A 23,215-nucleotide genomic window follows, 5' to 3' on the forward strand; every position below is an offset into this window, starting at 1 on the left:
GGTGAAGAAAATAGCAATTGTAACAGGGGCAACTCGTCTGAATGGAATTGGTGCAGCTGTATGCAAGGTGCTTGCTCAAAATGGGATAGACATTTTTTTCACGTACTGGCCTCGGTATGATAAAGCGATGCCATGGGGAATGAATGATCAAGAGCCCTTTTTGTTGAAAAAGGAAATTGAAAGTTACGGCGTTCGATGTGAAATGGCAGAAATCAACTTATCGCAGTCTTATTCGCCTAATCGTGTATTGTATATGGTATCAGAATGTTTAGGTGATCCATCTATTCTTATTAATAATGCGGCGTATTCTACTCATACGAAAATTGAAGAGTTAGATGTAGAACAGTTAGATAAACATTATACGGTCAATGTTCGTGCTCCAATGCTATTAAGTTCATTATTTATTAAACATTTTTCACTTAAAACGAGTGGAAGTATTATTAATCTTACTTCTGGGCAGTCATTGGGGCCAATACCGGATGAACTTGCATACGCAGCAACGAAAGGAGCAATAGAGGCATTTACAAAGTCAGTTGCACCAGTTGCTATGGAGAAGGGGATTACAGTCAATGCTGTTAATCCAGGACCAACGAATACAGGATGGATTACAGAGGAATTACAGCATCATTTAGTATGGAAATTCCCGCAAGGTAGAGTTGGAGAACCGGTGGATGCTGCCCGTTTAATTTCCTTTTTAGTAAGTGAAGAAGCGAAGTGGATTACTGGGCAAGTCATTCATTCGAACGGAGGTTATTCATAATGATATTATGTTAATAAGTGTTGAGAAACAAAAATATTATAAAATATTTAATTTTTTTGCATAAATAAAATGTCAAGAAAGATAAAAATTTGATAGGAGAGTATGTTGTCATTTGTAGATTGTAAATCTTCATGTGACAATATACTCTTTTTCTTTTGCTACAGAGGAGAAAAATGAAGTAGAAGAAACTCGAATATTAAAATGAATTTATCGTTTTTTGTACGTATTATTATGAAGATTACTGTCGGAAAGATGGTGATTCGTGTGAAAAGGGATTTTTTAAGGAGGAATAGAATCGTAAAGGGGAGGATAAATAATTAAGTAAACATAGGGGGATTTATATGAAAATGAAAAAGATCGCTATCGCATCAGTAGCAATTGGTACAATGCTTACAATGGCAGCTTGTAGTACCTCCACAGATAAAGATGCAGCGAAGAAGGATCAAGCTACTACACAAAATGAAGAGCAATCAAAAACGACAAGTGCAGATGAAGCGTCAAAAACAACGAAAGATAGTGAAAAAGACACAAATACTTCTTCGAATGAAAAAACAGATAAAGATACAAAAAATACAAAGGAATCATCAGGAACAGAAAGTAACGGTAAAACAACAAAAGAAAAAGAAACGACAGGAAAAACGAATGATCAAACTACTAGCGGGAAAACAACAGATCAAAGCACAAGTACAAACAATAACGGAAAGACAACGGATCAAAGTACAAGTACAAACAATAACGGAAAAACAACGAAAGATCCGAAGAAAAGCGTAGCTGTAAAAACAAATGTAAAAGAAGTCGTTACATTAATTGAAAGCTTGGACAAGCAATTAGCTGCAAATCCTAAATTAGAAACAGTTAATAAACTTGGAAAACAAATTAATGAGAAGTGGGATGTCATTGAAAAAGAGTTAGAAGCATCACATCCGACTGAATATAAAACAATTGGCCAAAGTATGTATCCGTTAATTGTAGGAGCGGAGAAAGAAAAGATCGATGTTAATAAAATGAAGTCATTAACGACGAAAACGAAAAAAGATTTAAATCAATTATTAACGAAGCTTTCATAGTTTCAAAAGCCTACTCGTGTGAGTAGGCCTTTTTAGTTTGTGGAGGTAGTATAGGGGGCTCGCTAGATCCAGTCTGACTTAAGTTATCGTTCATTTTTAATTACGATGCGAAATGAACCGAATGCTTGTTGACTCATATAATTATTTTTGCTGACTTTATAAGGAAATGGAAAAGCAACTAACTGGAAATTACTTTCTTGTTCTACTATAGGTAATGTGAATTTAAAAATTTGTCTCGTTTCAGGAGCGACCGTAGTATAAGCAACTTTTTTGTTATTTAATAGTTCAACTTGCTCCCAATTGTTAAAGGCCACGATTGCATAATTTATTTCTTCTGTCGTTTCATTTCCGTTAGATAAAGTTAGCTCTTTACCTTTATTCTCAGAAAGCACCGCTTGTAGTTTTTCCTCATTTCTAGTAACAAATAATGGTTCATAAAGATCATCTTTTAAAACAGTTTTCGGCTGTACAGGAGTAAGTTGTATTTTCTCATTATCTTTATGATGAGTATTAATCGAATATCGCATACTTAGAACTTCTTCTAATATAGCGGCTTTATTTAGGTCATTATCTTTTAATTTATATTCAGGTTTTTTAATTATTAAAAAGGTTAATTCTCTGGCAGTAGGAGAAATCTGTAAATGAATTTTAGTAGTGATCGAACTGTTTGGCTTTATATCGAAAGAATAGTGGGATACCGCATTTGGAGTGTCATCTATTTTAAAAGGCTTTTGTTCGTAATCTTCTAAAACAATTAATCCATATTTTCGGTCTTCATTAATATTATGTACAAATGATAACGATACGTTGATCTTATTATTCTCACTAGTAATTTCACTTCCATTGTCGATATGTTGACCTTGATCATTCTTTAAGCCATAAGAAACGGTGTTAGCTTGTGGCTCTCTCTGTTTTTCTTTTTTCATATTTTCTTTAGAAGGTGCATGAGATAAATTCGGGCTTTGTATAATTGAAGTATTGAATAAAATATAAATTATAAGTATCGAAACTAGTAAAATACCGATAATTATATATATCTTTTTCATAAATAACACCTCTTACATTCGAGAGTCTAAACCCAATTAAAACAATATATGAAAATTTCAAAAATCTCAATAATTTGTCTTGAAATTAACTTTTATTTTACATTTGATTCATCTTATTGAATAGAAAGAAATTTAGGGATTGCAAGATGATAAGTTTTAGGAATTATCCACTTTAATTCAATATTCATAGTATGAAACATGAAGACAAAAATATATGCAGAGGTGAGGTGAATAAAGAATGTTTTTCAATTATTTTTACAATGAAACGCAAATGCGCCCTTTAGGAGGGCAGGGTCCTGCGCAAAGTACTATTCAAGCTGTTCATCATGCTATACAAGCACAGCAACAAGCATTACAAGCGCAACACATGCAACACAGTTATTATCCACCACAATCGTATCATTCATTACAGTCTTATTATCCACCACAGGTGTATTACCCATCACAATCATATTACCCGATGTAGATTACACAAGAATGGAATTTGTTTTCGATCGTTACCGTATGAAACTGTATATGTTTTATAGCGAACAATGACAAAACAAAAATAGCTCTTTGATGGGGATAGGCTGCAAAAACATAAATTTCATATTTAAAAAAAGAAAAAAGATTGCCTGTATCCTAAGAGGCAATCTTTTTTGAGTTGTTTGTAGTGGCTAATTACAGGTTTTAAATACTATTTAGTGTTATTTCTACTTTCCAAAACCTGCTCCATATTATTAGTCGCCCATTCCATCATTAAAAGGATAATTGGACGTAGTGACTCGCCGAGTTCGGTTAGCGAATATTCTACTTTAGGAGGTACTTCACGATATACCTCCCGATGTACGATGCCATCTGCTTCAAGTTCTCTAAGTTGAAGTGTTAACATTCTCTGGGTGATATTAGGTTTTAACCTTTTTAATTCATTAAATCGTTTTTTACCATCTAACAAATGATAAAGAATAACCCCTTTCCATTTCCCACCAATAACCTCGACGATAGCTTCTACGGGACAAGAATATTTATTTAAAAATGGATAATTTATATCATCTTCTTTTGAACTAATCATAAAAAGACTCTCCCTTAACAATAGTATCTTTTTTAATACTATAGCACATAAATGTGCGTACTTGTAACATTGATACTTAAAAAATATAATTGAGTTGAGTAATAAATTAATGAAAAGAGGATTTTTTTATGAATAACACAAAACAAAAAATTATAGAAGCTTTTAACTTTAGACATGCATGTAAAGAGTTTGACCCTATGAAGAAAATTTCAGAAGATGATTTTAACTTTATTTTAGAAACAGGAAGATTATCTCCTTCTTCTTTTGGATATGAGCCTTGGAAATTTATTGTGGTACAAAATAAAGAATTAAGAGAAAAACTATTACCATATTCATGGGGAGCAGGTGGGCAACTTTCAACAGCGAGTCATTTTGTCATTGTTCTTTCAAGAAACATCAAAGATATGCACTATGATGCAGAGTATATTCAGTACATGATGAAAGAAATTATTGGATTGCCTGAAGAAGCTCAACAGATGAGATATGAATTCTTCAGAAAATTCCAAGAATCGGATTTTAAATTGTTAGACTCCGAACGTGCTGTATTTGATTGGTCATCAAAGCAATCTTATATTGCTTTAGCTAATATGATGACTAGTGCAGCTCAAATCGGTATTGATTCTTGTCCAATGGAAGGATTCGATAAAGAAAAAGTAGATTCTTTACTTCGTCAAGAAGGAATTTTAAAAGATGACAATCTTGAGGTGTCAGTTATGGTTGCATTCGGATACCGTAAAGGAGAACCAAAATTTAATAAAACAAGACAAACTTTGGATACTATTGTTGAATGGATTTAATAAGATAAATTTGTATCCATATAACGAAGAAAAACGCTATCCTTTCTATAGAAAGGATAGCGTTTTTTTATGTCTGTTTTTAAATTTAGCGAGAATACTTTGTGAATAGTTGAATTGCTTTTTCAGGTACATAGAATTTCCCGTTGCTTTCTACAACGATGCCTCCTAATTCATAATCTTTCCCACCAATATAGATAATGTTTTTATTAACAAACAATTTGGCTTCCGTATTATTGCGCTTTATTACAAGCACCGGGTTAAGTGTATCTTGCTTGTCAATCATTACATTTGCACCAATTTGTTTAAATGATGTTTCAGCATCTAAGAATAATTTTTTAGTTAGTTCTTCTAATTGAAAGCCCATTGCTTTAGCCATTATTTTCGCAATGTCTGTATTTTGGACTAAACCGTATGGCTTTTGAGGACCGTAAGAGTATAAGAATACATCTTCACCCGTATGACCACCAGTTGTAAAACCGATGTTCGCACGGTTGGCCAATAATTTAGTAAGAAGTGGACCTACATCAGTTTTCTTATTTGCAGTTTTTAACTTTTCTCTTTCATCATTAGTTAGGTTGTCTAAACCATAAAGTGCAGCGACCTCTTTTATATTAGATAAATCATCTTTTAGTTTATTTGTAGCACCTTCAAGTGTCATTTTCGCCTTTTTCAGTGGGGCAATGTAAGCTGATACTGGTGTGGTATCATATCCTTTTGTGGTATTACTGTTGCCAATGGAAATACCGCTATTACCATGATCCGCTAAAGCAATAACCATAGTGTTACCATCTTTCTTCGCAAATTCTAATGCTTCTGTAACCGCATCATCAAACGCCAATACATCGCTAATCATCCCGATTGGGTCATTTGCATGTGCTGCCCAATCTGCCTTACTGCCTTCTACGAATAAGAAGAAACCATCTTTATCTTTTGATAATGTTTGAATGGCTTTTCTCGTCATTTGGGAAAGAGTTGGCTGCTTAGGATTGGTTATTCTACGATCCATATCGAACGCAAGGGCAGTATTAGAGAAAGAACCCCAGATTTTCTTTGATTTGGAGTTTAATAACGCATCTTTTGTTTCGACAAAGTCGTAGCCTTTATCTTGAATCACTTTTACTAAATCTTCGTTGTCTTTACGAATTCCGTTGCTTGTCGTAGGCTGAAGTGCTGCCTTTCCACCACCTAATACAACTTCTATATTTTGATAAACTTGCTGTTCACCAAGTACTTCGAAATTTTTACGGTTAGCATGGTGGGCAGAGAAACTAGCAGGAGTAGCATGCTGAATTTCTGAGGTAGCAATGATTCCTGTCGCGCGGCCGGAACGTTTTGCGCCTTCTAAGACGTTGGCAACTGGACGAAACTTGCATTCTTCTTTAATGGGTTCTAGGCCAGGTGAGTTCACAACAGAAGGTAATACGCCCACATAGCCTGAATTTGATTTATTTCCTGTCGCTAAAGCTGTGGCTGCTGGTGCAGAGTCCGTAATAGCCGATTCTGCTGAGTATGTACGAACACCTCCGGATACAATTTGATCTAGTGCAAGAGGTGAACCTTTGTACCACCGGGCTAATGTTGTAGCAGAAGAACTTGTCCCATCTATAACCATGAAAATTACATTTTTAGGTTGCTTTCCTACTTTTTTCACCTCAGCTTTTACCTCATTATTGTTCATTATGCTTCCTGTTGCTAATGTAAATAATGCTACCGTTCCCGCTAATGTTAGTCCCATTATTTTTTTTCGAAGAGTAGTCATTGTGGTTCCTCCATAGGTCGTTTTTCGATATCCCAATCTAACGTTCGTATGTAAACAAGATTTATTATTAGTAGTACCCCATTGCAACGAAACTAACAATAACGATTGAGTCAAAATGTTGGGCACAAAAAATTAAATTCAAGCTATTTCTTCGCAAAATATTCTCTTCATATAAAACCTCTTTGCACCCTTAGTTACACGGTCTTTCCTATAAAAAGAATCTTCTCTTTATTTTATGGGAAACATTTAAAAAAGGATGGTGGGGACATGACAATTGATCGAGTTTGTACAATTGGGCCAGCGAGTAATAATGAAGAAACATTAGCGCAGTTAATAAACAATGGTATGAAAATTGTTCGGTTAAATTTATCACATGGCACGCATGAAAGTCATAAAACAATCATGCGTTTAGTAAAATCGTTAGACGATTCTATTAAAATTCTAGGGGATGTACAAGGTCCTAAAATAAGATTGGGTGAAATGAAAGAGGAACAAATTACACTTGAAGCAGGGGAGTTATTTACTTTACATACCAATCCAGTTCAAGGGAATAAAGAAGAAGCAAGTGTTGATTATGTGGGGATTGCGAATGACGTAAAAGTTGGAAGTAGAATTCTTATTAATGATGGAGAAGTTGAATTAATTGTTGAAAAGATAAGTGCGGACAAAATAGAAACGAGGATAAAAACAGGTGGCAATATTTCTTCTCATAAAGGGGTGAACTTACCAGGTACAATTGTTAGTTTACCAGCTATTACGGAGAAAGATAAAAAAGATATTCAATTTCTTCTAGAAGAGGAAGTTGATTTTATTGCGTGTTCTTTCGTTCGAAAACCTAGTCATATAAAGGAAATACGAAGTTTTATACATGAACATAAAGAAACATCTCCTAATTTAATTGCAAAAATAGAAACGATGGAAGCAATCGAGAATTTTCAAGACATATGCAAAGAAGCGGATGGCATTATGATCGCAAGGGGAGATTTAGGTGTGGAATTACCGTATCAATTTATTCCGCTTTTGCAAAAAATGATGATTCGTGAATGTAATCGAACGAATACATATGTCATTACAGCGACACAAATGCTTCAATCTATGGTAGATCATTCTATTCCTACAAGAGCTGAGGTGACGGATGTATTTCAAGCTGTACTGGACGGGACGAATGCTGTTATGCTTTCTGCTGAAAGTGCGTCAGGGGAGCATCCAATCGAAAGTGTGAAAACGTTACGTCTCGTTTCGGAATTCGCTGAGCATGTGAAAAAAGATGGGCCTTTTGCGATGAAAGATGTACTGGAATTGCTGCATAAGTCACTTTAGTTTATATAGAAAAATTTATCTCTCATCCTAAAAACGTATGGAAACGAATCAGGATAGGAGGTGCCATTTTAGTATTTACTTACAGATTGAAAGTTGGCATATCTGCTTCCTATATGAAAGAATCATTATGGAACATGGAGGTCTCTCGAAAAGCAAAAGGAGGATTTTAAATTAGTTAATCCAATTATCTAATTTAAAATATGTTCATTCCTATTCATAGATGTTATCCTTATAGTTGAATACTTTTGCTGAATCAGCAAAAATTTGTTGTTCTTTCTGTATGAATTCAACTTTTTTATGGAAAGATATGCTAGTAAGTATACGATTTGAACGTTTTATTTTTTAGAGTATGATAGGAGGAGAATGAATATGGAAGCAATTGAAGTAGGCGAAATTTTTAGTCTTACCGATGAGAATAATGAAGAACAGGAAGTTGAAGTGCTTGGAGCGATGGATGTCGAAGGTGCAGAATACATTGCGGTTGCCTTTGTAGAAGACATTCAAACAGAAACTGAGGAAGACATTGATATCTTCTTTTTAAAAGTAGAAGAAGATAATGAATTCTCATACATAGAGAATGACGAGGAATTTGAAAAAGTATCTGCGGCGTTCGAGAAGATTATGGACGAGCAAGAACAAGAATAATAATAAAAAGAGTTAGACAAAAGAGGGAGATGCATATCTGCCCTCTTTTTTTTATATGGTTGAAAAATATTTCTCTAATTTCTGTTTTAATCATAAAATTCTTTTGTGTTCACGGAAGCCGCATCTAATAGAAGGAAAATCGACGCTATAATATGTATAGCGATTTGTATATAGGGAAAGAAAGCAACTAGAATAGTGAGGATTCCTATATAATTAGCATAGGTTTTCATGCCTTCCTTTTTAGCTAATAAAATTGTAATGATATGTAAAGTAATTACTATAAGTAGTGGTATCCCGTATAAGTCAACTAGTCCTTGAAATAAATAACAAGGAATTAATAAAAGGTGAGAGATACCTGTAGTCCACTTCAATGCTTTTACGACTGCCCTCAAAGTTAATTCCTCCGAAATAATATGTTACCAAATATAGTGGTGAGTGGATATGTTTTTTGTGATTCACATTTTTAGAATTCTATAATAATATTATGTAAACTGAATAGTTCTTTATTTGTGCACTAGAAAAACCACCCAAATGAGGGTGGCACTTATTATATATAGTTATTAAATGTGTTATTTTCCAAGGAAGAGAGGGGAATCTTCACTTCAGTACATTCCTTCATATTACGCAATACAACTGTTTCTGTAGATAGTTCCTCTTCACCAATTATTAACACATACGGGATATTTTCTTTATTAGCATAATTAAGGGCACGTTTCAATTTACGTCCGGCTAGTTCAAGTTCGATTTTTAAGGAAGTAGTAGAACGTAATTGCTGGGCAATTTGTAAGCATTGTAATTCTGTCCCGAGTGGGATGATAAATAAATCCGCTGTAGATGATATGGTTTCTTTCTGTGATAGTGCTGTATAAATAACGTCTAATCCGAATGAAATCCCTACAGTCGGATAGTTCATATTATCACCACGGAATGCTCCAATAATATTATCGTATCGACCACCGCTACCGATGCTAGATGTAATGCTAGCGTCTTTTAGAAAGATTTCATAGACGGTACCTGTATACATCGTGAGTCCTCTTGCTAAAAACGGATTGAATATCGTATTTTCATTTATTCCGAGGGCGCTTAAATATTGCTGTAGTTGTTGTAGTTCCTCTACTCCATCGGTGACAAGTGTATTATTGAAAGTGTCTTTAAAGTCGGCTATAGGGAGCTTTAGGCAAGATAAAACAGTATTACATATTGTATCGGCCATTTCTACAGTAATCCCGCGCTCCAATACATCTTTTCGTACACCATTAATCCCAATCTTTTCGATTTTATCCAATGATAAAATTACGTCACTCGTTAATTCGGTAGGGATGTTAATAGACTGGAGAATACCGTTTAATAATTTTCGGTTATTATATTGAATTGTTACTTCTAAGTTTAACGTTCGGAATAGTTCAAATGCCATGCTCATGAGCTCAGCTTCCGCCATGACTGATTCTACACCGACTATATCAACGTCACATTGAATGAACTCACGGAATCTTCCTTGTTTAATTGGCCCATCTCGAAATACTTTCCCAATTTCATAACGTTTAAAAGGAAGGCGGATGTTCGGATTCATTGCCACGACTTTTGCGAATGGGATTGTTAAATCGTAACGTAAGGCAAGATCGCGTTTTCCTTGATCCTTAAGTGTATATATTTCTTTTAAAATTTCATCGCCACCACCGTATTTGTAAGACATAAGCTCATACATATTTAACGTTGGTGTTTCTAACGGTTTACAGCCATAACGTTCAAACGTATCTTCACAAGCTCTTTTAATTTGATTTCGTAGTACTTGTTCCTCTGGTAAATAGTCTTTCGTTCCTTTTACATTTTTCATTTCCATTGTAATCACTCCTTTTTTAAATTAAAAAAAGCTATGCAGGTATAAAAATACCCACATAGCTTTATGAACGCTTCGTGGGTCAACAGGAAAAGCCCTGTACCCACGAAGAAAAATTTTTCTTCGGATACACGGCGTTACGTATGATGATGAAGTTGGAAAGAAGTATTAACATTTCGCATGACAAATCTCTCCTTAACATAAGTTTTTCCAAATTATATCAGATGCTTTTTGAATTATCAATATTTTTAGTTTTGAAATATACGTGAAGTTATGTAGGAGGAATGGAAAAGGGTGTATAATATAATAAAACTTAATAATATGAAATAACCTTTTAAGGAGACCGCTATGAAAAAAGATAAAACTAATGCGATGCGAATATTAGATAAAGAAAAAATTGAATATTCGATGATGTCATATGATCCAGACGATGGGAAAATTGATGGCGTATCAGTAGCCGGGAAAATTGGACGAGAAGTGAGAGAAGTATATAAAACGTTAATCGCTCAAGGGAATAGTAAAAATTATCATGTATTTATCATTCCAGTAGATGAGGAACTAAATTTAAAAGCTGCCGCAAAAGCAGTAAGTGAAAAGAAAATTGAGATGATTCCAGTAAAAGATATTACGAAAGTGTCAGGATATATTCGCGGCGGTTGTTCACCAGTAGGAATGAAGAAGTTATTTTCTACATGTATTGATGAAAGCGCCCAATCGCTTGATACGATCATAGTAAGTGGCGGGAAAATTGGTATACAAGTTGAGTTGAAAGTGGATGACTTGGCGAAAGTGACGAGAGCGCAGTTTAGTGAAATAACGAAATAATGATACATAGGGAAAGAAGTTCTAATTTTATTAAATTTAGATAAAGATTTATAGGATAATTAGTCCATTATGAGGGCGGATTATCCTTTTTTATTTACATAATGAATGAAATAAAAAGAGATTAAATTTTTAGTTTAATCAGTATAATATGGATGTGTAATTTTAATCATTTGTTTGGCCTTAGGAGAAGTACAATGCCTCGTTGCAAGGACTTTAAATAAACAAGCAGAGTGACCTTTAAAGATAGACAAAGGACGGGAGAGTGTTTTAATGAGGGTTCAAGAAATATCCATAAGAAAGCACATATTGGGAGATGCCAGTATTTTGGAAACCCCCCACGCTAAGAGCATGCAAGATTTTATACAGTTTTTTGGCTAATCTAGTAACAAACAAGAGTCCTAAAACCGTGCCAGGATAGGAATGTATAAAAGAATGTATAGATTCATAGAACTAAAAAAGAAGGTTCCCTTGTGAGAGCAGGGTTCTTCTTTTTCCTTGCTATCGATAATGTTACGTTATGTCAACCTCACATGTATAGAGTATACAGTCAAAAAGGTACAATACATCGCTTCTTCTAAATGGTACAATTAGGAAAAGGGGGAAAGAATATGTACGATTACAAATTCGTGAAAGTCGAAATTGATGGATGGAAAGGGCAACCTAAAGAAGATTATAAACGTATTATTACCGAACATGCTGAAGATGGTTGGGAATTTGTTCAAGTCCTTACTCTAACAATGGCAGGATACACGAGTTCTTTGGAGATTATCTTCAAACGAACCAAATAACTCCTTTCAAAAACAAGAGAGGTTTGCTTTAAATAACATACAAAAAGAACTGGAATATTTTGGGGTCTAATTGTTCTCAATTTAACTTATAAGACAAATAAGCTAATATTAATCAACTTCTAATAACAAAAATTATGTAAATGAGCTGTCCATATGGACAGCTCATTGTATTTTTGCTTAGCGTGGTTTTTTGATGCATGTTGATCGTTTTTATCGTTTTGGGGTAACTCCTCCTTGTTAGCTTGATGGATATGGGGTATTTGCATTTCTTATCTTGATGGCAATGTGAAACTATCCCTAATATAAAAATACTTTGTCTTTACAAATAATACTCAAACATTTTTGCAACCTTTTCTTTCATTTTTTCTTTTATAGATAATTGATTGACGTCAGAGGATGTTACTTGCTTTGAATTTTGTAAGTCTGCATTAATCACTGGTTTTATTCTCGAAATATAGATAGGGTCATGAATATAACAGTTCATTTCTTCATTGTTCACTCAAAAAATTAAAGGTGAATGACTTTTATAAAAGTACTACTCATTCTACAATCAAACATTTCAATAATTACATAGAACAAGATCATTCCTATGTAAAGCGCCGGTTTGCTAAATCCTCAGGATTCTAACACTTTGAATAAATCTGTCCTTATAGGTCAAAATATGTAAGGTATTGTGCTGGAATGCACTTGCCTATTCTAAATAAGGAGTGAGATGAGTGGCTGATAAAAACGAACGTAACCGTGTTGATAATGATGCTGGCGAAGCGGTAGGAACTGGTGTCGGTGCTGTTGCAGGAGCTGCTTTGGGTTCTGTTCTTGGTCCACTTGGTACCGTTGCAGGAGCTGTTGCAGGAGGAGCGATGGGTAACAAAGTCGGCGAAGGTGCCGATGAGGCTAATGACAGTGTTGCGAACCGAGAAGATTAGACTTTAACCAAAGTGACACTGAATGAATTGGATTCCCAAAAAGGGAGTCCTTTTTTTTATTAAGTTAATCCAGATTTTTCGAGTAAATTACCGGTGAGATTTTGAATCAATTCACTTAAAGTAACGGGTGCGTTAGTTCAACAAGCTATAAGCAGCAATCATACTCATTTTCTTGATTTTCCGCAATCGGGCGCCTGAATAAACCTTAGATTTTTAATCGACTTTATTGTTATATTTTTGAGTACAGTGAAGTATCTTATATTGGAAATTAAACAACTATATTTTAACCCCGTCCTAAATTTAGAACGGGGTTATGCTTGTTTTAGCTTTTAAAATTTAATAGCACCACCTAAATGGAAGTTTTATCTCGCAACGAAGAGGTAACTCCAGTTCTAAAAGAAGGGTCTGAAGTATTTTGGAGTTTGTAGAGTTGATAGCTGCTTTAAAATATGTTTCACCAAGTCGTGATAAACCTTTTAAAGCTTATAAGCATATTACTGAAAATTGGGATGATAACTGGGATAGTGTAAATTCACAGTAGAAAAATATAATTGGAGGATTATCAATTTCTAGTGTCCAAGGTGAAGCATTCAAGGCAGTTGCTAGTACTATAGAATGTTTCTTTAAGGAAAAGGAATGACTTAATAGTCATTCCTGTTTGTTTTTTTGCGGTATCAAGTTAAGAAGCACATTCTTCCCAAAAAATCATAAAAATGAACTTCGGTGCTATAAAAAAATTCCATTTAGGGGGTACTTTAAAATCTTAGTTTGATGGGCATGTGGCGGTACCCCTTATTAAAATTAAAGTGGTTCAAGTTGGGGGAAGGCACCCTAGGCTGTCTTTTCTTTATTTTCAAAAGGACCTGCTCAATTCATGCGTAAAATCATAAAGTAATTTGAATCCGTTAAAATACATGAGTGACCCTGTGTTTTACCCTCCAATCTAAAGGAGGAACTATTATGGGTTTTGGTGGTAGTTGTGGTGGAGGCTGCGGCTTTGCTGGAGGATTTGCATTACTAGTTGTATTGTTTATTTTATTAATCATCGTTGGAGCAGCTTGCTTCTGCTAAAAAACTATTAGAAAAGACACTCTTATATGAGTGTCTTTTCTTTATGCGTTAAAAAGCCTACCTATTTCCGTAGGTGGGCTTTATCTTTATTACACAATACCAAAGTATACTCTCTTTTTCTCGTAAGCTTAATGCAATTATACATATTCGGTAAAAATACACCAAATAAATATTACATGTAGTAAAGTATAACTTGTGGACACGTTCTATAAAGCAGATTCTCCGATTAGAAGGCGTAACACATCTCAACCATATAGATGTGGCGTTGCTTTAATCTAGCCAAACAAACGATTTCGATTTTCTTGTATTTGTACACTAACAATCTGGTGAAAATAAATAATTCTGTTTTATAGGACGTGTTTACTTAATGTTTAATACATATTATTAAAAGTAAAGTGGTTCAAGTCGGAGGAAGGCACCTTAGGGTGTCTTTTCTTTATGGGAATTTCTTGAATTACTTATATAAAAGTTACTTCATAAGTATTAATACTTATGAAGTAACTTTTATCTGATAAGAAAGGGGCATCAGATTTATGAACAACCTTAATTTCCTTTGTGAGCAATTTGCTAAAATTCTTAATGGAAAAAGCAACATAAATCAGGGTGTTTGTTCTGTCTCCTTGCGTCGTAATATTAAAGTGTTTGTTCAAGGACGACCAAGCACCTCAGTGATACCGGTTGGGCTATCTTTTGAATCGTTAGATCAAAGTGGCAATGCGTTGAACTTTGGAGAAATCGCTATTTTACAAGAAGAAATTCCTTTGTTTATACAATCAATTGTTCAACAAGGGATTATTGTTAGCGCCTTACATAATCATTGGTTATATATGAAACCATTGATTATGTATATTCATATCCAATCTGTTGAACCACCATTAAGTTTTGCAAAAAAATTGGCAAATTCCTTTTCGGTTTTAAGTAGTTATCCAATTACTGATAACGGGAGCTAATGTTAAGTAGATCCTATTTATTCATTTCTCATAGAAAACTGTGGTGAGATGCAAGTTTTGATTTTGAAGCACTTCAAAATCTTAGTTAGATGGCTATGTATCGGTACCCCACAATAAAAAGGCAGGAACATATCAAATATGTTCCTGCCTTTGATTTTAGAGAGATGTTTCCTAACAGTTGATTTTGTTAACGAAAGTCGACTTTAAATCCATATTCTGTATAGAATATAGTACATATAATAAAAGTATGAGGTGATACAGTGAGAGAGATTAATATTCATAAAATCATTGCGGATAAGAGAAAAGAAAAGGGAATTACACAAGAAGAGTTAGCGGCGTATATCGGTATTACAAAGGCATCTGTTTCCAAATGGGAGACGGGGCAGAGTTATCCGGATATTACATTTTTACCACTGTTAGCATCGTACTTTAACATAAGTATAGATGAACTAATCTGTTATACACCGCAAATGAAACAGGAAGATATTAAAAATTTATATCATAGACTAGCGGAAGCTTTTAGTGAAGAACCGTTTGATGAAGTAATGATGGAGTGCAGGGAAATAATCAAAAAATATTATTCTTGTTTTCCATTATTACTTCAAATGGGACTACTTTTTATTAACCACCATATGTTAACAGAGGATACAGATAAAAGAATTGAAATTTTAGAAGAAGCAATGTATCTCTTTAGCAGGGTACAGGAAGAAAGTGATGATGTTTCTCTTGTGAAAGAGGCGGCATTGTTTCAAGCAACTTGCTATCTTATACTCAATAGACCAAATGATGTGCTTCAAATACTTGGCGAAACGATACGTCCTAACTTTCCAGAGGAAGATCTAATCGCGCAGGCGTATCAAATGCTTGGAAATACTGAGAAGGCGAATGAAATGATGCAAATTAGTATGTACCAACATTTAATACACCTCGTTGCGACAATACCGAATTATGTAGTAATAAATGCCTCAAGCGCTGAAAAGGTAGAGGTAATTTTAAATAGAGCTTTTATGCTAATAGACATGTATGAAATAGAAAAACTACATCCCAATATGACTTTAAAAGTATACTATGCTGCTGCGCAAGTATATTGCATGCAAGAAAATTTTGAAGGTTCATTAGAAATACTACGGAAATATGCAGCTGTTTGTACAGATAGCTTAACAGTAAATAGTCTGCATTTACACGGTGATTCATATTTTGATGCGATTGATGGATGGTTTGCAGATTTTCCGCTTGGTGCTAAAACGGTTAGAAATGAAGAGATTATAAAGCGAAGCATGCTACAAGGTATTGCAGAGAACCCGATTTTCGCATCGATGAAAGATATAAGAGAGTACAAAAATATAATAGCGAGTTTGAAATTTAAATTGGATATAAAAGAATAGAGGGAGGATAAATATAATGACCTTTGACGAATATGAAGTAGCGATAAATAGTGAATTTACTTTGCGCGGTACGATTACTAAACCGAAAGCTGACGGGAAGTATGCTGCAGTTGTCATTATCGCTGGATCTGGAGAAGTTGATCGTGATGGAACGATAGTGCCACTGAATATGAAAGGGAATATGTATAAAGACTTGGCACATCTGATTACAAACCTCGGAGTAGTTACATTACGTTTTGATAAACGTGGTGTTGGAGCAAGTAGGGGTGAATTTATGAAAGCTGGGATGTGGGATTTAGTATCCGATATAGAAGCTGTTATTGCGTATTTGAAAGAGCAACCATTTGTTGATCTGGAAAATATCATTTTAGCTGGTCATAGTGAAGGGTGTATGTTAGCGACTGTAGTAAACGCAAGAACACCAGTTAATGGACTCATACTTCTTACAGGAGCTGCGGAATCGTTAGAAGAAGCTACTAAAAGACAAAGAGAGATTATTTATAAAGAGTTAAAAGAGCAAAAAGGAATAAAAGGAAAGTTAATGCGTCTTCTCAATATTGAGAAACGAGGAGAAAAGCAGGCACAAAAAGCAACAGAGAAAATGATAAACTCCAAAAAAGATATTGTTAAAATTGGTTTTAAGCCAATGAATGCAAAATGGTTTAGAGAGCATTTTCAGCATGACATTTATAAAGATTTACAACAAGTAACATGTCCAGTACTAGCAATTGCTGGTGATAAAGACTTTCAGGCGAATCCTGAAAAAGCGAAGAGAATTGGTGATTATGTGCAAGGTGATTCTGAAGTATATGTAATAAAAAATATGGATCATACCTTAAAATATTTTGAAGGTGATTTTAAAGCGTTAGAATTTAAAAAGATTTATGCGGAAGGTGCAGATAAGCCGCTTCATCCAAAGCTAGAAGGAATTATTGTGAATTGGATGGATACGCATTTTATTTCGCAATATGCGGACAGTAAGACTCTCAGCTCAATATTAGGCGAAGGTGAGGAAGTTGGAAGGGAGAGTAATTGTCTGTAAAAGATCGGTTGTTGTAGGCTAATCTAGTTTAGTATATGGATTATAAGTTTTTTTAGCGTCGTTATCCATTTAGGAATGATAAATCCTAACTATTTAAGTTGTAAAAACGAACATTTTTATTGTTTTCATTAAAAATGTTCGTTTTTAGATTGCGTATACACTAAAAGTTTGTTATATTACCAATATAATAATTTAAAATAACATCACTCGTATATACTCGGTAATATGGTCCGAGCGTTTCTACCTAGTTCCCAATGAAAGAACTGGACTACGGGTTAAAGTATTCGGTCGTTCGGTGTATTGAGCCGCTACCGATCTATAATTTAGCATTGGCCTCATCTTTTGCTTAATTAACTTTGACTACCGTAGTTCTAGAAAGTAGAGATTCTTCTACAATTTCTAGAACTTTTTTCTTTGGACTAAAACTCCGAGTATATGAAACAACAAGAGAAAGAGGAGATTATTTATGAAGAAAAACCCGTTAAAAAAATATGCTTCCCTAGCAACTACTATCGCATTGTCATTCGCAATACTTGCAGGATGTAATGCTAGTCCAAAACAAGTAGCTGAGGCAAAAAGCAATCAAAACCCTATCTTGATTCAAGGCCCAATGCCAATAGAAGCTGAAAAATTTGCAAAAAGGTTAAAAAATGTGAAAGAAGAAAAATCTGGGAGTTTTGTATTTTATAAAGGAACTGTAGACAATTATCCTGTAATCGTTGCGAAAACAGGTAAAGGAATGGAAAATACAGCAGCCGCTACAGCAGTGGCTATTGAAAAATATAAGCCTATAGCGATTATTAACCAAGGAACATCAGGTGGACATGATCCTAATTTAAATGTATTTGATATTGTGTTAGGAAAACAAGTCGCGAATATAGGTTCACTAAAAACAACAAATATGAATGAGAACCAAGGAATTGAACCGGAAAAATGGATATCTATGGACCTGATGGCTTCTGAAGGGAGTGCAGGAGAAGATCCAAATGCTGAGAAAATCAGATACTACGAGGGAGATAAGGGTTTACTTGCAGCAGCTAATGCAGTAAAAGATAAATATACAAAAGGTAAAGTGGTGGAAGGTACTATAGGTTCAGCAGACGTTTGGAATAATGAAGTTGATAGAATTAAGTGGTTCCATACAAAATACGGTACATCAGTAGAAGAAATGGAAGGCGCTGCCGCAGCGCAAATCGCCAAAGCTTATGACGTACCATTTTTAGGGATTCGCGTATTATCTAACAATAAAACAAACGGTGGAAAATACAATCCAAATACAGCAGCGGCAAATCAAGAATATGTATATGAAGTAGTTAAAAAGTATATAGATTCGATGCCAAATAAATAGGAATAGCTCTATTCTGAATATAAACGTCGAGTAACTTTAAAAGTTTCCGAGACGGATAAACTTATCTTAGGAATGGTAGTTGAAAAAGAAAAGCTTGTTTCTTATTAAAAAATATAAGAAACAAGCTTTTTTATTTAAAATAAATTGAGTAATATATGAGTCTTTTAATAAGGTCCCCATTCAATATTCACGCCAACAATAAGAAAAATAAGTCCAATGATAAACCAAATGAATGCAAGTGGAGCCATGAATCGAATCCATTTTCCGTAAGAAATGCCGCTCGCTGCGAGAACACCCATTAAAACACCGGAAGTTGGGTTGAGGCAGTTCACAACACCTTCGCCAAGCATAACAGCCTGTACTGTAACTTGGCGTGTAATATGCATGAAATCAGCTAATGGAGCTAATATCGGAATAAAAATAACAGATTCTCCTGTTCCGGATGAAATGAGGAAATGTAATGCGGCACTACTTACATACATACCGATAACGCCAAATACAGGGCTATGTCCTTCGAGAGACTGTGCTAGCTGATTAACAATTGTATCAAGTAATTTGCCTTGTTCTAAAATGACTGAAATACAACGAGCCATTCCGACGATCAAAGCACCGTATATGAGATTTTGGCAACCTGATAGAAAAGTAGAAGCGATATCGTTTGCTTTCATACCACCTATTATTCCCGCTGTAATTGCTATGAATATAAAAGTAGCGGTCATTTCTGCGTCCGTCCAATGTAGACGAAAAGCGCCTATTAAAAATGCAATTAATGATAAAGCTGAAACGAGTAAAATTAATTTATGACGTATTGTCCAAGGAACTTCTGTTTTCTCTGTTTCTTTCTCACTTGAAAGAGCATTACTTGGAAACCAGTTATCTCCGAGTATGCTTCCTTTATTCGATTTTTTTAAGCGTTTTACATACCAATTAATATACAAAATGGTAGCAATTAAAAAAGAGATATAAATTGCCGTACGTAAACCAATTCCTGAAAACATCGGGAGTTCTGCGATTTTTTGTGAAATGCCTAAAGGTGAGGGAGATAAAATAGTAGCATTAAAACCAGCATAAGTGCCTAAATAAATAATTGCTACGCCGACGATAGCGTCCCATTTTAATGTGCGTGCAACGATGATGCCGATGGGGATAAAGCCGATAACTGAGTTCACGATAATACCAGTCGTTCCGAGAATAGAAAAGAGTGCGGCGACAATACAAATGAAAAGTAATTGCTGATTCCGAAATTTGTTAATTACATGATAGATTAAACCGTCAAGAGCACCTGTTTTTTCAAGAATTGCAATGGCTCCACCTGTAAATAAAATTAAGAAGATGATAGGAGCAGCAAGTGTCATTCCTTTTTCAATAGCGGTAAAAAAAGAAACAAACCCTACCGGCGATTGTGGAACAGAATGATAACTTCCTGGTATTGTCGTTGTAACAGTACCGTTTGTGACTCTTTTAAATTCTCCAGCAGGAACGAAATATGTAGCTATTGCACAAAGTAAAGCAATAAAAAATAGTAGTACGTACGCATCAGGCATTTTAAACTTTCGTTTACTAGGCTGTTTTTTTGCCTCGGTCTGTAATTGCATAAAACCCCTCCTTTTTCACTTGGTTAATTTTTAATATTCTGAAATTTATCTGTGAAATAGATTATAATAAAGGTGGCTTCTTAAGGCAATAGTTTTTCTATGCTTTTCCTGCACATACAAATTATTGCAACGTTAGACAGGGAAAAGAAAATAACCCAAGAATATGTTATATAGAAGGAATAAGGAAAAGAGGGGAAAGAGATGTGGAAAACTACGGATCTATGTGATGAATTTGAAAAGGAATTACAAATATGTCGCCAGTCTTTTCAATCTTATGGAAAGAAAGAACAATTCTATGGGAAAATCGCAACGGTAAAAGTGAAGGATGATAATGTACTAGTAAAAGAGGGGTTACAAACACTGCCGGAAGGTACAGTATTAATTGTTGATGGCGGAGCTTCTAAAAATTGTGCGTTACTCGGTGATAATTTGGCAGCTATTGCGGAAGAAAGAAACTTAGCAGGAATTATTGTAAATGGGTATGTTCGTGATTCTAGTGAATTAAAAAATATTAATATTGGTATTGTAGCGTTAGGGACAATGCCAAATAGAAGTGTAAAAGAAGGAAAAGGAGAAAGAAATATTCCGGTGCAATTTGGTGAAGTTGAATGGAAGCCGAATGAATATGTTTATGTAGATGAAGATGGGATTATTGTTAGTGATAAAAGCTTACATAGCGAGGGATGACTTCTATTAATGGAGGCTTATTAATCTATTATTCTTAGAAAATAAATCTGATAAATCATGGACAAAATTCTTTGTCAATAGTAAAATAATACAGAAAATCAAAATTTGCAGAATGTATAGGTTTATCGTTTTACGATAAAGTGAAACTTTAATCAGTGGGGATTTTGTTCATCCCCACTGATTATTAGCCTTCACCAATCGGGCATTTACGGGCAGTTAATCCCCACCTAACTTCTTTGCTTTCGCTGAATTTGAGGGAGGGTCTTCCTGCTCGTTAATGCGGGATAACTTGAAAAGGGAGTGAATTTTGCCTAGAAAAGTGAATGTTATCACAATGGTGCGTTCATAAACGAAATTATTTTTCCTATACAAATATAGCCGCGAATAATGCGGGTAGGAGGTGTTGTGCGTTTTGTTCGACACTTACAAAAAGAGAGTGTCAATCACACGCCCTTAAAGGGTCTTTTTTTGTGTAAATGTTAGTAAAGGGAGGGAATTTTGGAATGGCAATGTTAAAGAAATGGCTGCTTACATCATTAATGGCAGTGGCACTTGTATTTGTTTCTTTTGCGAATACAGTACATATTACGTTTGCTGAAGGAAAGACAGCGAAGCTTGCAATTGTTGGTGAATCACAAAAAGGAATTATGTTATGTCCAAAAGAAGTTTCCATTGAAGATGGAGAAACAGCTTTTAGTTTGTTACAAAAAGTCATGGGTGACAAAGTAATATCTGAAAGTATGTCATTTGGAACGTATATAAAGGGCATCGACGGATTAATGGCCGGAGCAACGAGCGGTTGGTTGTATGATGTAAATGACAAATCTGCAGAAGTTGGGGCAGATAGTTATAAATTAGAGTCTGGGGATGTTGTTGCATTTCGTTACGTTGCGGACTGGAGCAATATGAGTCAAGAAACGTTGCAACAAACGTTAGATAAATTTGGCACTTGTAAAACTGTAGAAGAGCCAAAGACAGAGGAACCGAAAACAGAAAAACCAGATGATAAAACAGAGGAACCGAGACCAGAGGAACCGAAAACAGAAAAACCAGATGGTAAAACAGAGGAAGCAAAATCAGAAGAACCGAAAACAGAAAAACCAGACGGTAAAACAGAAGATAAAACAACAGAACAACCAAAGCAAGAGAAAGTTGAAATTCCAGCAGCACAATTAAATGAAGCAATTTCTAAAACGTCAGAAAAGATGTTACTAGATGGAATTGGTAGTGATTGGGTTGCGATTGGACTCGCTCGTTCAGGTGTAAATATTCCACTTGAAACGAAAATCAGCTATGTTCAGCCAGTAGCTGAAAAGGTTAAGAAGCGTTTAAATCGTTTTTCAGCAACAGATTTAGCTAGAACGATTATTATGATGAATGCAATGGATGTAGATCCTACAAAGGTAGAGGGACAAAATTTAGTACAAAATTTATTTGAATCAGATAAAGTGAATTCTGTTACAGGATACGCATTTACATTACTTGCATTAGATACAAAGAAATATGAGATTCCGGCCGAAGCAAAATGGAATCGAGCTACTTTAGTACAAGTACTTTTACAGTCACAGCATATAGACGGTGGCTGGACGTATGATAGTTCAAGTAGTAATGAAAGTGTTAGTAGCGTTGATGTAACAAGTATGGTATTAGCAGCATTAGCTCCTTATCAAGATCAAACAGATGTAAAGCCAGCTATCCAAAAAGCTGTTGATTATTTATACAAGCAGCAGCTAGGTAATGGTGGTTTTGCCGCTGATGGACAAGAGAATTCTAATAGTACTGCACAAGCAATTATTGGACTATCGCTAGTTAAAGATGTAGATCAAGATCGTCTTAATAAAGCAGTACAAAATTTAATGTCATACCAGCTTCCAAATGGTGAGTTCAAATGGTTACCGAGTGATCAAAAAGGTAGCGGAATGGCTACAGAGCAAGCATTTTTAGCGTTACTTCAGTTTAAAGATCTTGGAAAATCGATTTATGATTGGTCAAATGTAGTAGAGAATGAAATCGATACGAAACCAATTGTAGAGCCAGAGACAACTGTAGAAGAAAAAGAAGTTGTAGAACAGCCGAAACAACAAGAAGAGTTACAAAAACAACAAAAAGATGAAAATCTAAAAGTTGTTGTAGATAACGAACGAGTTAATAAAGAAACAAACAAGAAAAAGAATCAATTACCACAAACAGGAGCTTCTTCTCATAGTGCAGCTACAGAAGTAGGTATGGGTGTATTATGTATCGCTTCTGCATATGTATTATGGAGACGTAAAGCAGCTTAACAAAAATTAGGAGCAATCATTTGCTCCTAATTTT

General features: G+C 34.8%; 22 protein-coding genes, 3 pseudogenes and 1 riboswitch. Of the genes and pseudogenes, 18 read left to right on the plus strand and 7 right to left on the minus strand.

Going from position 1 to position 23,215, the window contains the following annotated elements:
- Position 1: 1 nt before the first annotated feature.
- Together SJY24_RS13975 and SJY24_RS13980 are read left to right on the plus strand one after the other, a co-directional pair.
- On the plus strand, positions 2-760 hold the full coding sequence (locus SJY24_RS13975) for an SDR family oxidoreductase (protein WP_377867253.1): 759 nt from the start codon (positions 2-4) through the stop codon (positions 758-760).
- A gap of 341 nt (positions 761-1,101) precedes the next feature.
- On the plus strand, positions 1,102-1,827 hold the full coding sequence (locus SJY24_RS13980) for a hypothetical protein (RefSeq protein ID WP_377865044.1): 726 nt from the start codon (positions 1,102-1,104) through the stop codon (positions 1,825-1,827).
- An 83-nt stretch (positions 1,828-1,910) separates the two neighbouring features.
- On the opposite strand, the gene SJY24_RS13985 is transcribed toward SJY24_RS13980, so the two are convergent.
- Positions 1,911-2,873: a hypothetical protein gene (locus tag SJY24_RS13985; protein ID WP_377865045.1), complete on the minus strand. Its 963-nt coding sequence runs from the start codon at positions 2,871-2,873 to the stop codon at positions 1,911-1,913.
- A gap of 238 nt (positions 2,874-3,111) precedes the next feature.
- Between SJY24_RS13985 and SJY24_RS13990 the strand changes: the two genes are divergently transcribed.
- Positions 3,112-3,339, plus strand: a complete 228-nt coding sequence (locus SJY24_RS13990; protein WP_000465948.1) for a DUF3947 family protein — start codon at positions 3,112-3,114, stop codon at positions 3,337-3,339.
- A 210-nt stretch (positions 3,340-3,549) separates the two neighbouring features.
- On the opposite strand, the gene SJY24_RS13995 is transcribed toward SJY24_RS13990, so the two are convergent.
- Positions 3,550-3,924 (minus strand): winged helix-turn-helix transcriptional regulator, encoded by a 375-nt coding sequence (locus SJY24_RS13995; protein WP_000625800.1) that lies wholly within the window; start codon positions 3,922-3,924, stop codon positions 3,550-3,552.
- A gap of 128 nt (positions 3,925-4,052) precedes the next feature.
- Between SJY24_RS13995 and SJY24_RS14000 the strand changes: the two genes are divergently transcribed.
- Entirely contained in the window at positions 4,053-4,721 is a 669-nt protein-coding gene (locus tag SJY24_RS14000; RefSeq protein WP_377865046.1) for an NAD(P)H-dependent oxidoreductase, read from the plus strand.
- A gap of 85 nt (positions 4,722-4,806) precedes the next feature.
- On the opposite strand, the gene SJY24_RS14005 is transcribed toward SJY24_RS14000, so the two are convergent.
- On the minus strand, positions 4,807-6,480 hold the full coding sequence (locus tag SJY24_RS14005; RefSeq protein ID WP_377865047.1) for an alkaline phosphatase: 1,674 nt from the start codon (positions 6,478-6,480) through the stop codon (positions 4,807-4,809).
- A gap of 267 nt (positions 6,481-6,747) precedes the next feature.
- Here SJY24_RS14005 and SJY24_RS14010 point away from each other — a divergent pair, with 267 nt between their 5' ends.
- Positions 6,748-7,800 carry a pyruvate kinase gene (locus SJY24_RS14010; protein ID WP_377865048.1) on the plus strand — a complete coding sequence of 351 codons (1,053 nt, stop codon included), beginning with the start codon at positions 6,748-6,750 and terminating at the stop codon, positions 7,798-7,800.
- Between the two features lie 363 nt (positions 7,801-8,163).
- The gene (locus SJY24_RS14015; RefSeq protein ID WP_002013967.1) at positions 8,164-8,445 is read left to right on the plus strand and encodes a DUF1292 domain-containing protein; all 282 of its coding nucleotides are present in this window, start codon (positions 8,164-8,166) and stop codon (positions 8,443-8,445) included.
- 86 nt (positions 8,446-8,531) lie between these two features.
- Here the strand turns inward: SJY24_RS14015 and SJY24_RS14020 are convergent, their stop codons facing one another.
- Together SJY24_RS14020 and SJY24_RS14025 are read right to left on the minus strand one after the other, a co-directional pair.
- Positions 8,532-8,837, minus strand: a complete 306-nt coding sequence (locus SJY24_RS14020; RefSeq protein WP_377865049.1) for a hypothetical protein — start codon at positions 8,835-8,837, stop codon at positions 8,532-8,534.
- A gap of 155 nt (positions 8,838-8,992) precedes the next feature.
- On the minus strand, positions 8,993-10,285 hold the full coding sequence (locus SJY24_RS14025; protein WP_377865050.1) for a histidine--tRNA ligase: 1,293 nt from the start codon (positions 10,283-10,285) through the stop codon (positions 8,993-8,995).
- Between the two features lie 345 nt (positions 10,286-10,630).
- Between SJY24_RS14025 and ybaK the strand changes: the two genes are divergently transcribed.
- Together ybaK and SJY24_RS14035 are read left to right on the plus strand one after the other, a co-directional pair.
- Entirely contained in the window at positions 10,631-11,107 is a 477-nt protein-coding gene (gene ybaK, locus SJY24_RS14030) for a Cys-tRNA(Pro) deacylase (RefSeq protein WP_377865051.1), read from the plus strand.
- 608 nt (positions 11,108-11,715) lie between these two features.
- Positions 11,716-11,895: a DUF4177 domain-containing protein gene (locus SJY24_RS14035; protein WP_002171665.1), complete on the plus strand. Its 180-nt coding sequence runs from the start codon at positions 11,716-11,718 to the stop codon at positions 11,893-11,895.
- Between the two features lie 319 nt (positions 11,896-12,214).
- Here SJY24_RS14035 and SJY24_RS14040 read toward each other — a convergent pair.
- A pseudogene (locus tag SJY24_RS14040) lies at positions 12,215-12,388 on the minus strand (cardiolipin synthase); the annotation flags it as partial.
- Here SJY24_RS14040 and SJY24_RS14045 point away from each other — a divergent pair.
- From SJY24_RS14045 to SJY24_RS14080, 8 genes and pseudogenes are all read left to right on the plus strand, one after another.
- Positions 12,382-12,519: pseudogene (locus SJY24_RS14045) on the plus strand (IS6 family transposase); the annotation flags it as partial. The pseudogenes SJY24_RS14040 and SJY24_RS14045 overlap by 7 nt on opposite strands.
- A gap of 92 nt (positions 12,520-12,611) precedes the next feature.
- Positions 12,612-12,821, plus strand: a complete 210-nt coding sequence (locus SJY24_RS14050) for a glycine zipper domain-containing protein (RefSeq protein WP_000764044.1) — start codon at positions 12,612-12,614, stop codon at positions 12,819-12,821.
- 430 nt (positions 12,822-13,251) lie between these two features.
- Positions 13,252-13,461, plus strand: a pseudogene (locus tag SJY24_RS14055) (hypothetical protein).
- Between the two features lie 320 nt (positions 13,462-13,781).
- The gene (locus tag SJY24_RS14060; RefSeq protein WP_000505679.1) at positions 13,782-13,892 is read left to right on the plus strand and encodes a YjcZ family sporulation protein; all 111 of its coding nucleotides are present in this window, start codon (positions 13,782-13,784) and stop codon (positions 13,890-13,892) included.
- 533 nt (positions 13,893-14,425) lie between these two features.
- The gene (locus tag SJY24_RS14065) at positions 14,426-14,842 is read left to right on the plus strand and encodes a DUF1259 domain-containing protein (protein WP_001061492.1); all 417 of its coding nucleotides are present in this window, start codon (positions 14,426-14,428) and stop codon (positions 14,840-14,842) included.
- A 260-nt stretch (positions 14,843-15,102) separates the two neighbouring features.
- Positions 15,103-16,227, plus strand: a complete 1,125-nt coding sequence (locus SJY24_RS14070) for a helix-turn-helix domain-containing protein (protein ID WP_377865052.1) — start codon at positions 15,103-15,105, stop codon at positions 16,225-16,227.
- A 16-nt stretch (positions 16,228-16,243) separates the two neighbouring features.
- Entirely contained in the window at positions 16,244-17,269 is a 1,026-nt protein-coding gene (locus tag SJY24_RS14075; protein WP_377865053.1) for an alpha/beta hydrolase family protein, read from the plus strand.
- 187 nt (positions 17,270-17,456) lie between these two features.
- A riboswitch (purine riboswitch) is annotated at positions 17,457-17,560 on the plus strand.
- A 175-nt stretch (positions 17,561-17,735) separates the two neighbouring features.
- Positions 17,736-18,617 (plus strand): 5'-methylthioadenosine/S-adenosylhomocysteine nucleosidase, encoded by an 882-nt coding sequence (locus SJY24_RS14080; protein WP_377865054.1) that lies wholly within the window; start codon positions 17,736-17,738, stop codon positions 18,615-18,617.
- Between the two features lie 164 nt (positions 18,618-18,781).
- On the opposite strand, the gene SJY24_RS14085 is transcribed toward SJY24_RS14080, so the two are convergent.
- Positions 18,782-20,212 (minus strand): YfcC family protein, encoded by a 1,431-nt coding sequence (locus tag SJY24_RS14085; RefSeq protein ID WP_071735414.1) that lies wholly within the window; start codon positions 20,210-20,212, stop codon positions 18,782-18,784.
- Between the two features lie 201 nt (positions 20,213-20,413).
- Here SJY24_RS14085 and rraA point away from each other — a divergent pair, with 201 nt between their 5' ends.
- Positions 20,414-20,899, plus strand: a complete 486-nt coding sequence (gene rraA / locus SJY24_RS14090; RefSeq protein WP_377865055.1) for a ribonuclease E activity regulator RraA — start codon at positions 20,414-20,416, stop codon at positions 20,897-20,899.
- Positions 20,900-21,402: 503 nt separating this feature from the next.
- Positions 21,403-23,181 (plus strand): DUF4430 domain-containing protein, encoded by a 1,779-nt coding sequence (locus SJY24_RS14095; RefSeq protein WP_377865056.1) that lies wholly within the window; start codon positions 21,403-21,405, stop codon positions 23,179-23,181.
- Positions 23,182-23,215 lie beyond the last annotated feature (34 nt).

The organism is Bacillus sp. R86525, assembly GCF_042466195.1.
Classification (GTDB): Bacteria; Bacillota; Bacilli; order Bacillales; family Bacillaceae_G; genus Bacillus_A; species Bacillus_A nitratireducens.

Bases quoted from the DNA above. Each gene is read 5' to 3' on its own strand.
- SJY24_RS14000 (WP_377865046.1), top strand. From the start codon at position 4,053: ATGAATAACACAAAACAAAAAATTATAGAAGCTTTTAACTTTAGACAT.
- SJY24_RS14085 (WP_071735414.1), bottom strand. From the start codon at position 20,212: ATGCAATTACAGACCGAGGCAAAAAAACAGCCTAGTAAACGAAAGTTT.
- SJY24_RS13980 (WP_377865044.1), top strand. From the start codon at position 1,102: ATGAAAATGAAAAAGATCGCTATCGCATCAGTAGCAATTGGTACAATG.
- SJY24_RS14080 (WP_377865054.1), top strand. From the start codon at position 17,736: ATGAAGAAAAACCCGTTAAAAAAATATGCTTCCCTAGCAACTACTATC.
- SJY24_RS14060 (WP_000505679.1), top strand. From the start codon at position 13,782: ATGGGTTTTGGTGGTAGTTGTGGTGGAGGCTGCGGCTTTGCTGGAGGA.
- SJY24_RS14015 (WP_002013967.1), top strand. From the start codon at position 8,164: ATGAATATGGAAGCAATTGAAGTAGGCGAAATTTTTAGTCTTACCGAT.
- SJY24_RS14075 (WP_377865053.1), top strand. From the start codon at position 16,244: ATGACCTTTGACGAATATGAAGTAGCGATAAATAGTGAATTTACTTTG.
- rraA (WP_377865055.1), top strand. From the start codon at position 20,414: ATGTGGAAAACTACGGATCTATGTGATGAATTTGAAAAGGAATTACAA.
- SJY24_RS13985 (WP_377865045.1), bottom strand. From the start codon at position 2,873: ATGAAAAAGATATATATAATTATCGGTATTTTACTAGTTTCGATACTT.
- SJY24_RS14010 (WP_377865048.1), top strand. From the start codon at position 6,748: ATGACAATTGATCGAGTTTGTACAATTGGGCCAGCGAGTAATAATGAA.
- SJY24_RS14035 (WP_002171665.1), top strand. From the start codon at position 11,716: ATGTACGATTACAAATTCGTGAAAGTCGAAATTGATGGATGGAAAGGG.
- SJY24_RS14005 (WP_377865047.1), bottom strand. From the start codon at position 6,480: ATGACTACTCTTCGAAAAAAAATAATGGGACTAACATTAGCGGGAACG.
- SJY24_RS14095 (WP_377865056.1), top strand. From the start codon at position 21,403: ATGGCAATGTTAAAGAAATGGCTGCTTACATCATTAATGGCAGTGGCA.
- SJY24_RS13995 (WP_000625800.1), bottom strand. From the start codon at position 3,924: ATGATTAGTTCAAAAGAAGATGATATAAATTATCCATTTTTAAATAAA.
- ybaK (WP_377865051.1), top strand. From the start codon at position 10,631: ATGAAAAAAGATAAAACTAATGCGATGCGAATATTAGATAAAGAAAAA.
- SJY24_RS14065 (WP_001061492.1), top strand. From the start codon at position 14,426: ATGAACAACCTTAATTTCCTTTGTGAGCAATTTGCTAAAATTCTTAAT.
- SJY24_RS13990 (WP_000465948.1), top strand. From the start codon at position 3,112: ATGTTTTTCAATTATTTTTACAATGAAACGCAAATGCGCCCTTTAGGA.
- SJY24_RS14025 (WP_377865050.1), bottom strand. From the start codon at position 10,285: ATGGAAATGAAAAATGTAAAAGGAACGAAAGACTATTTACCAGAGGAA.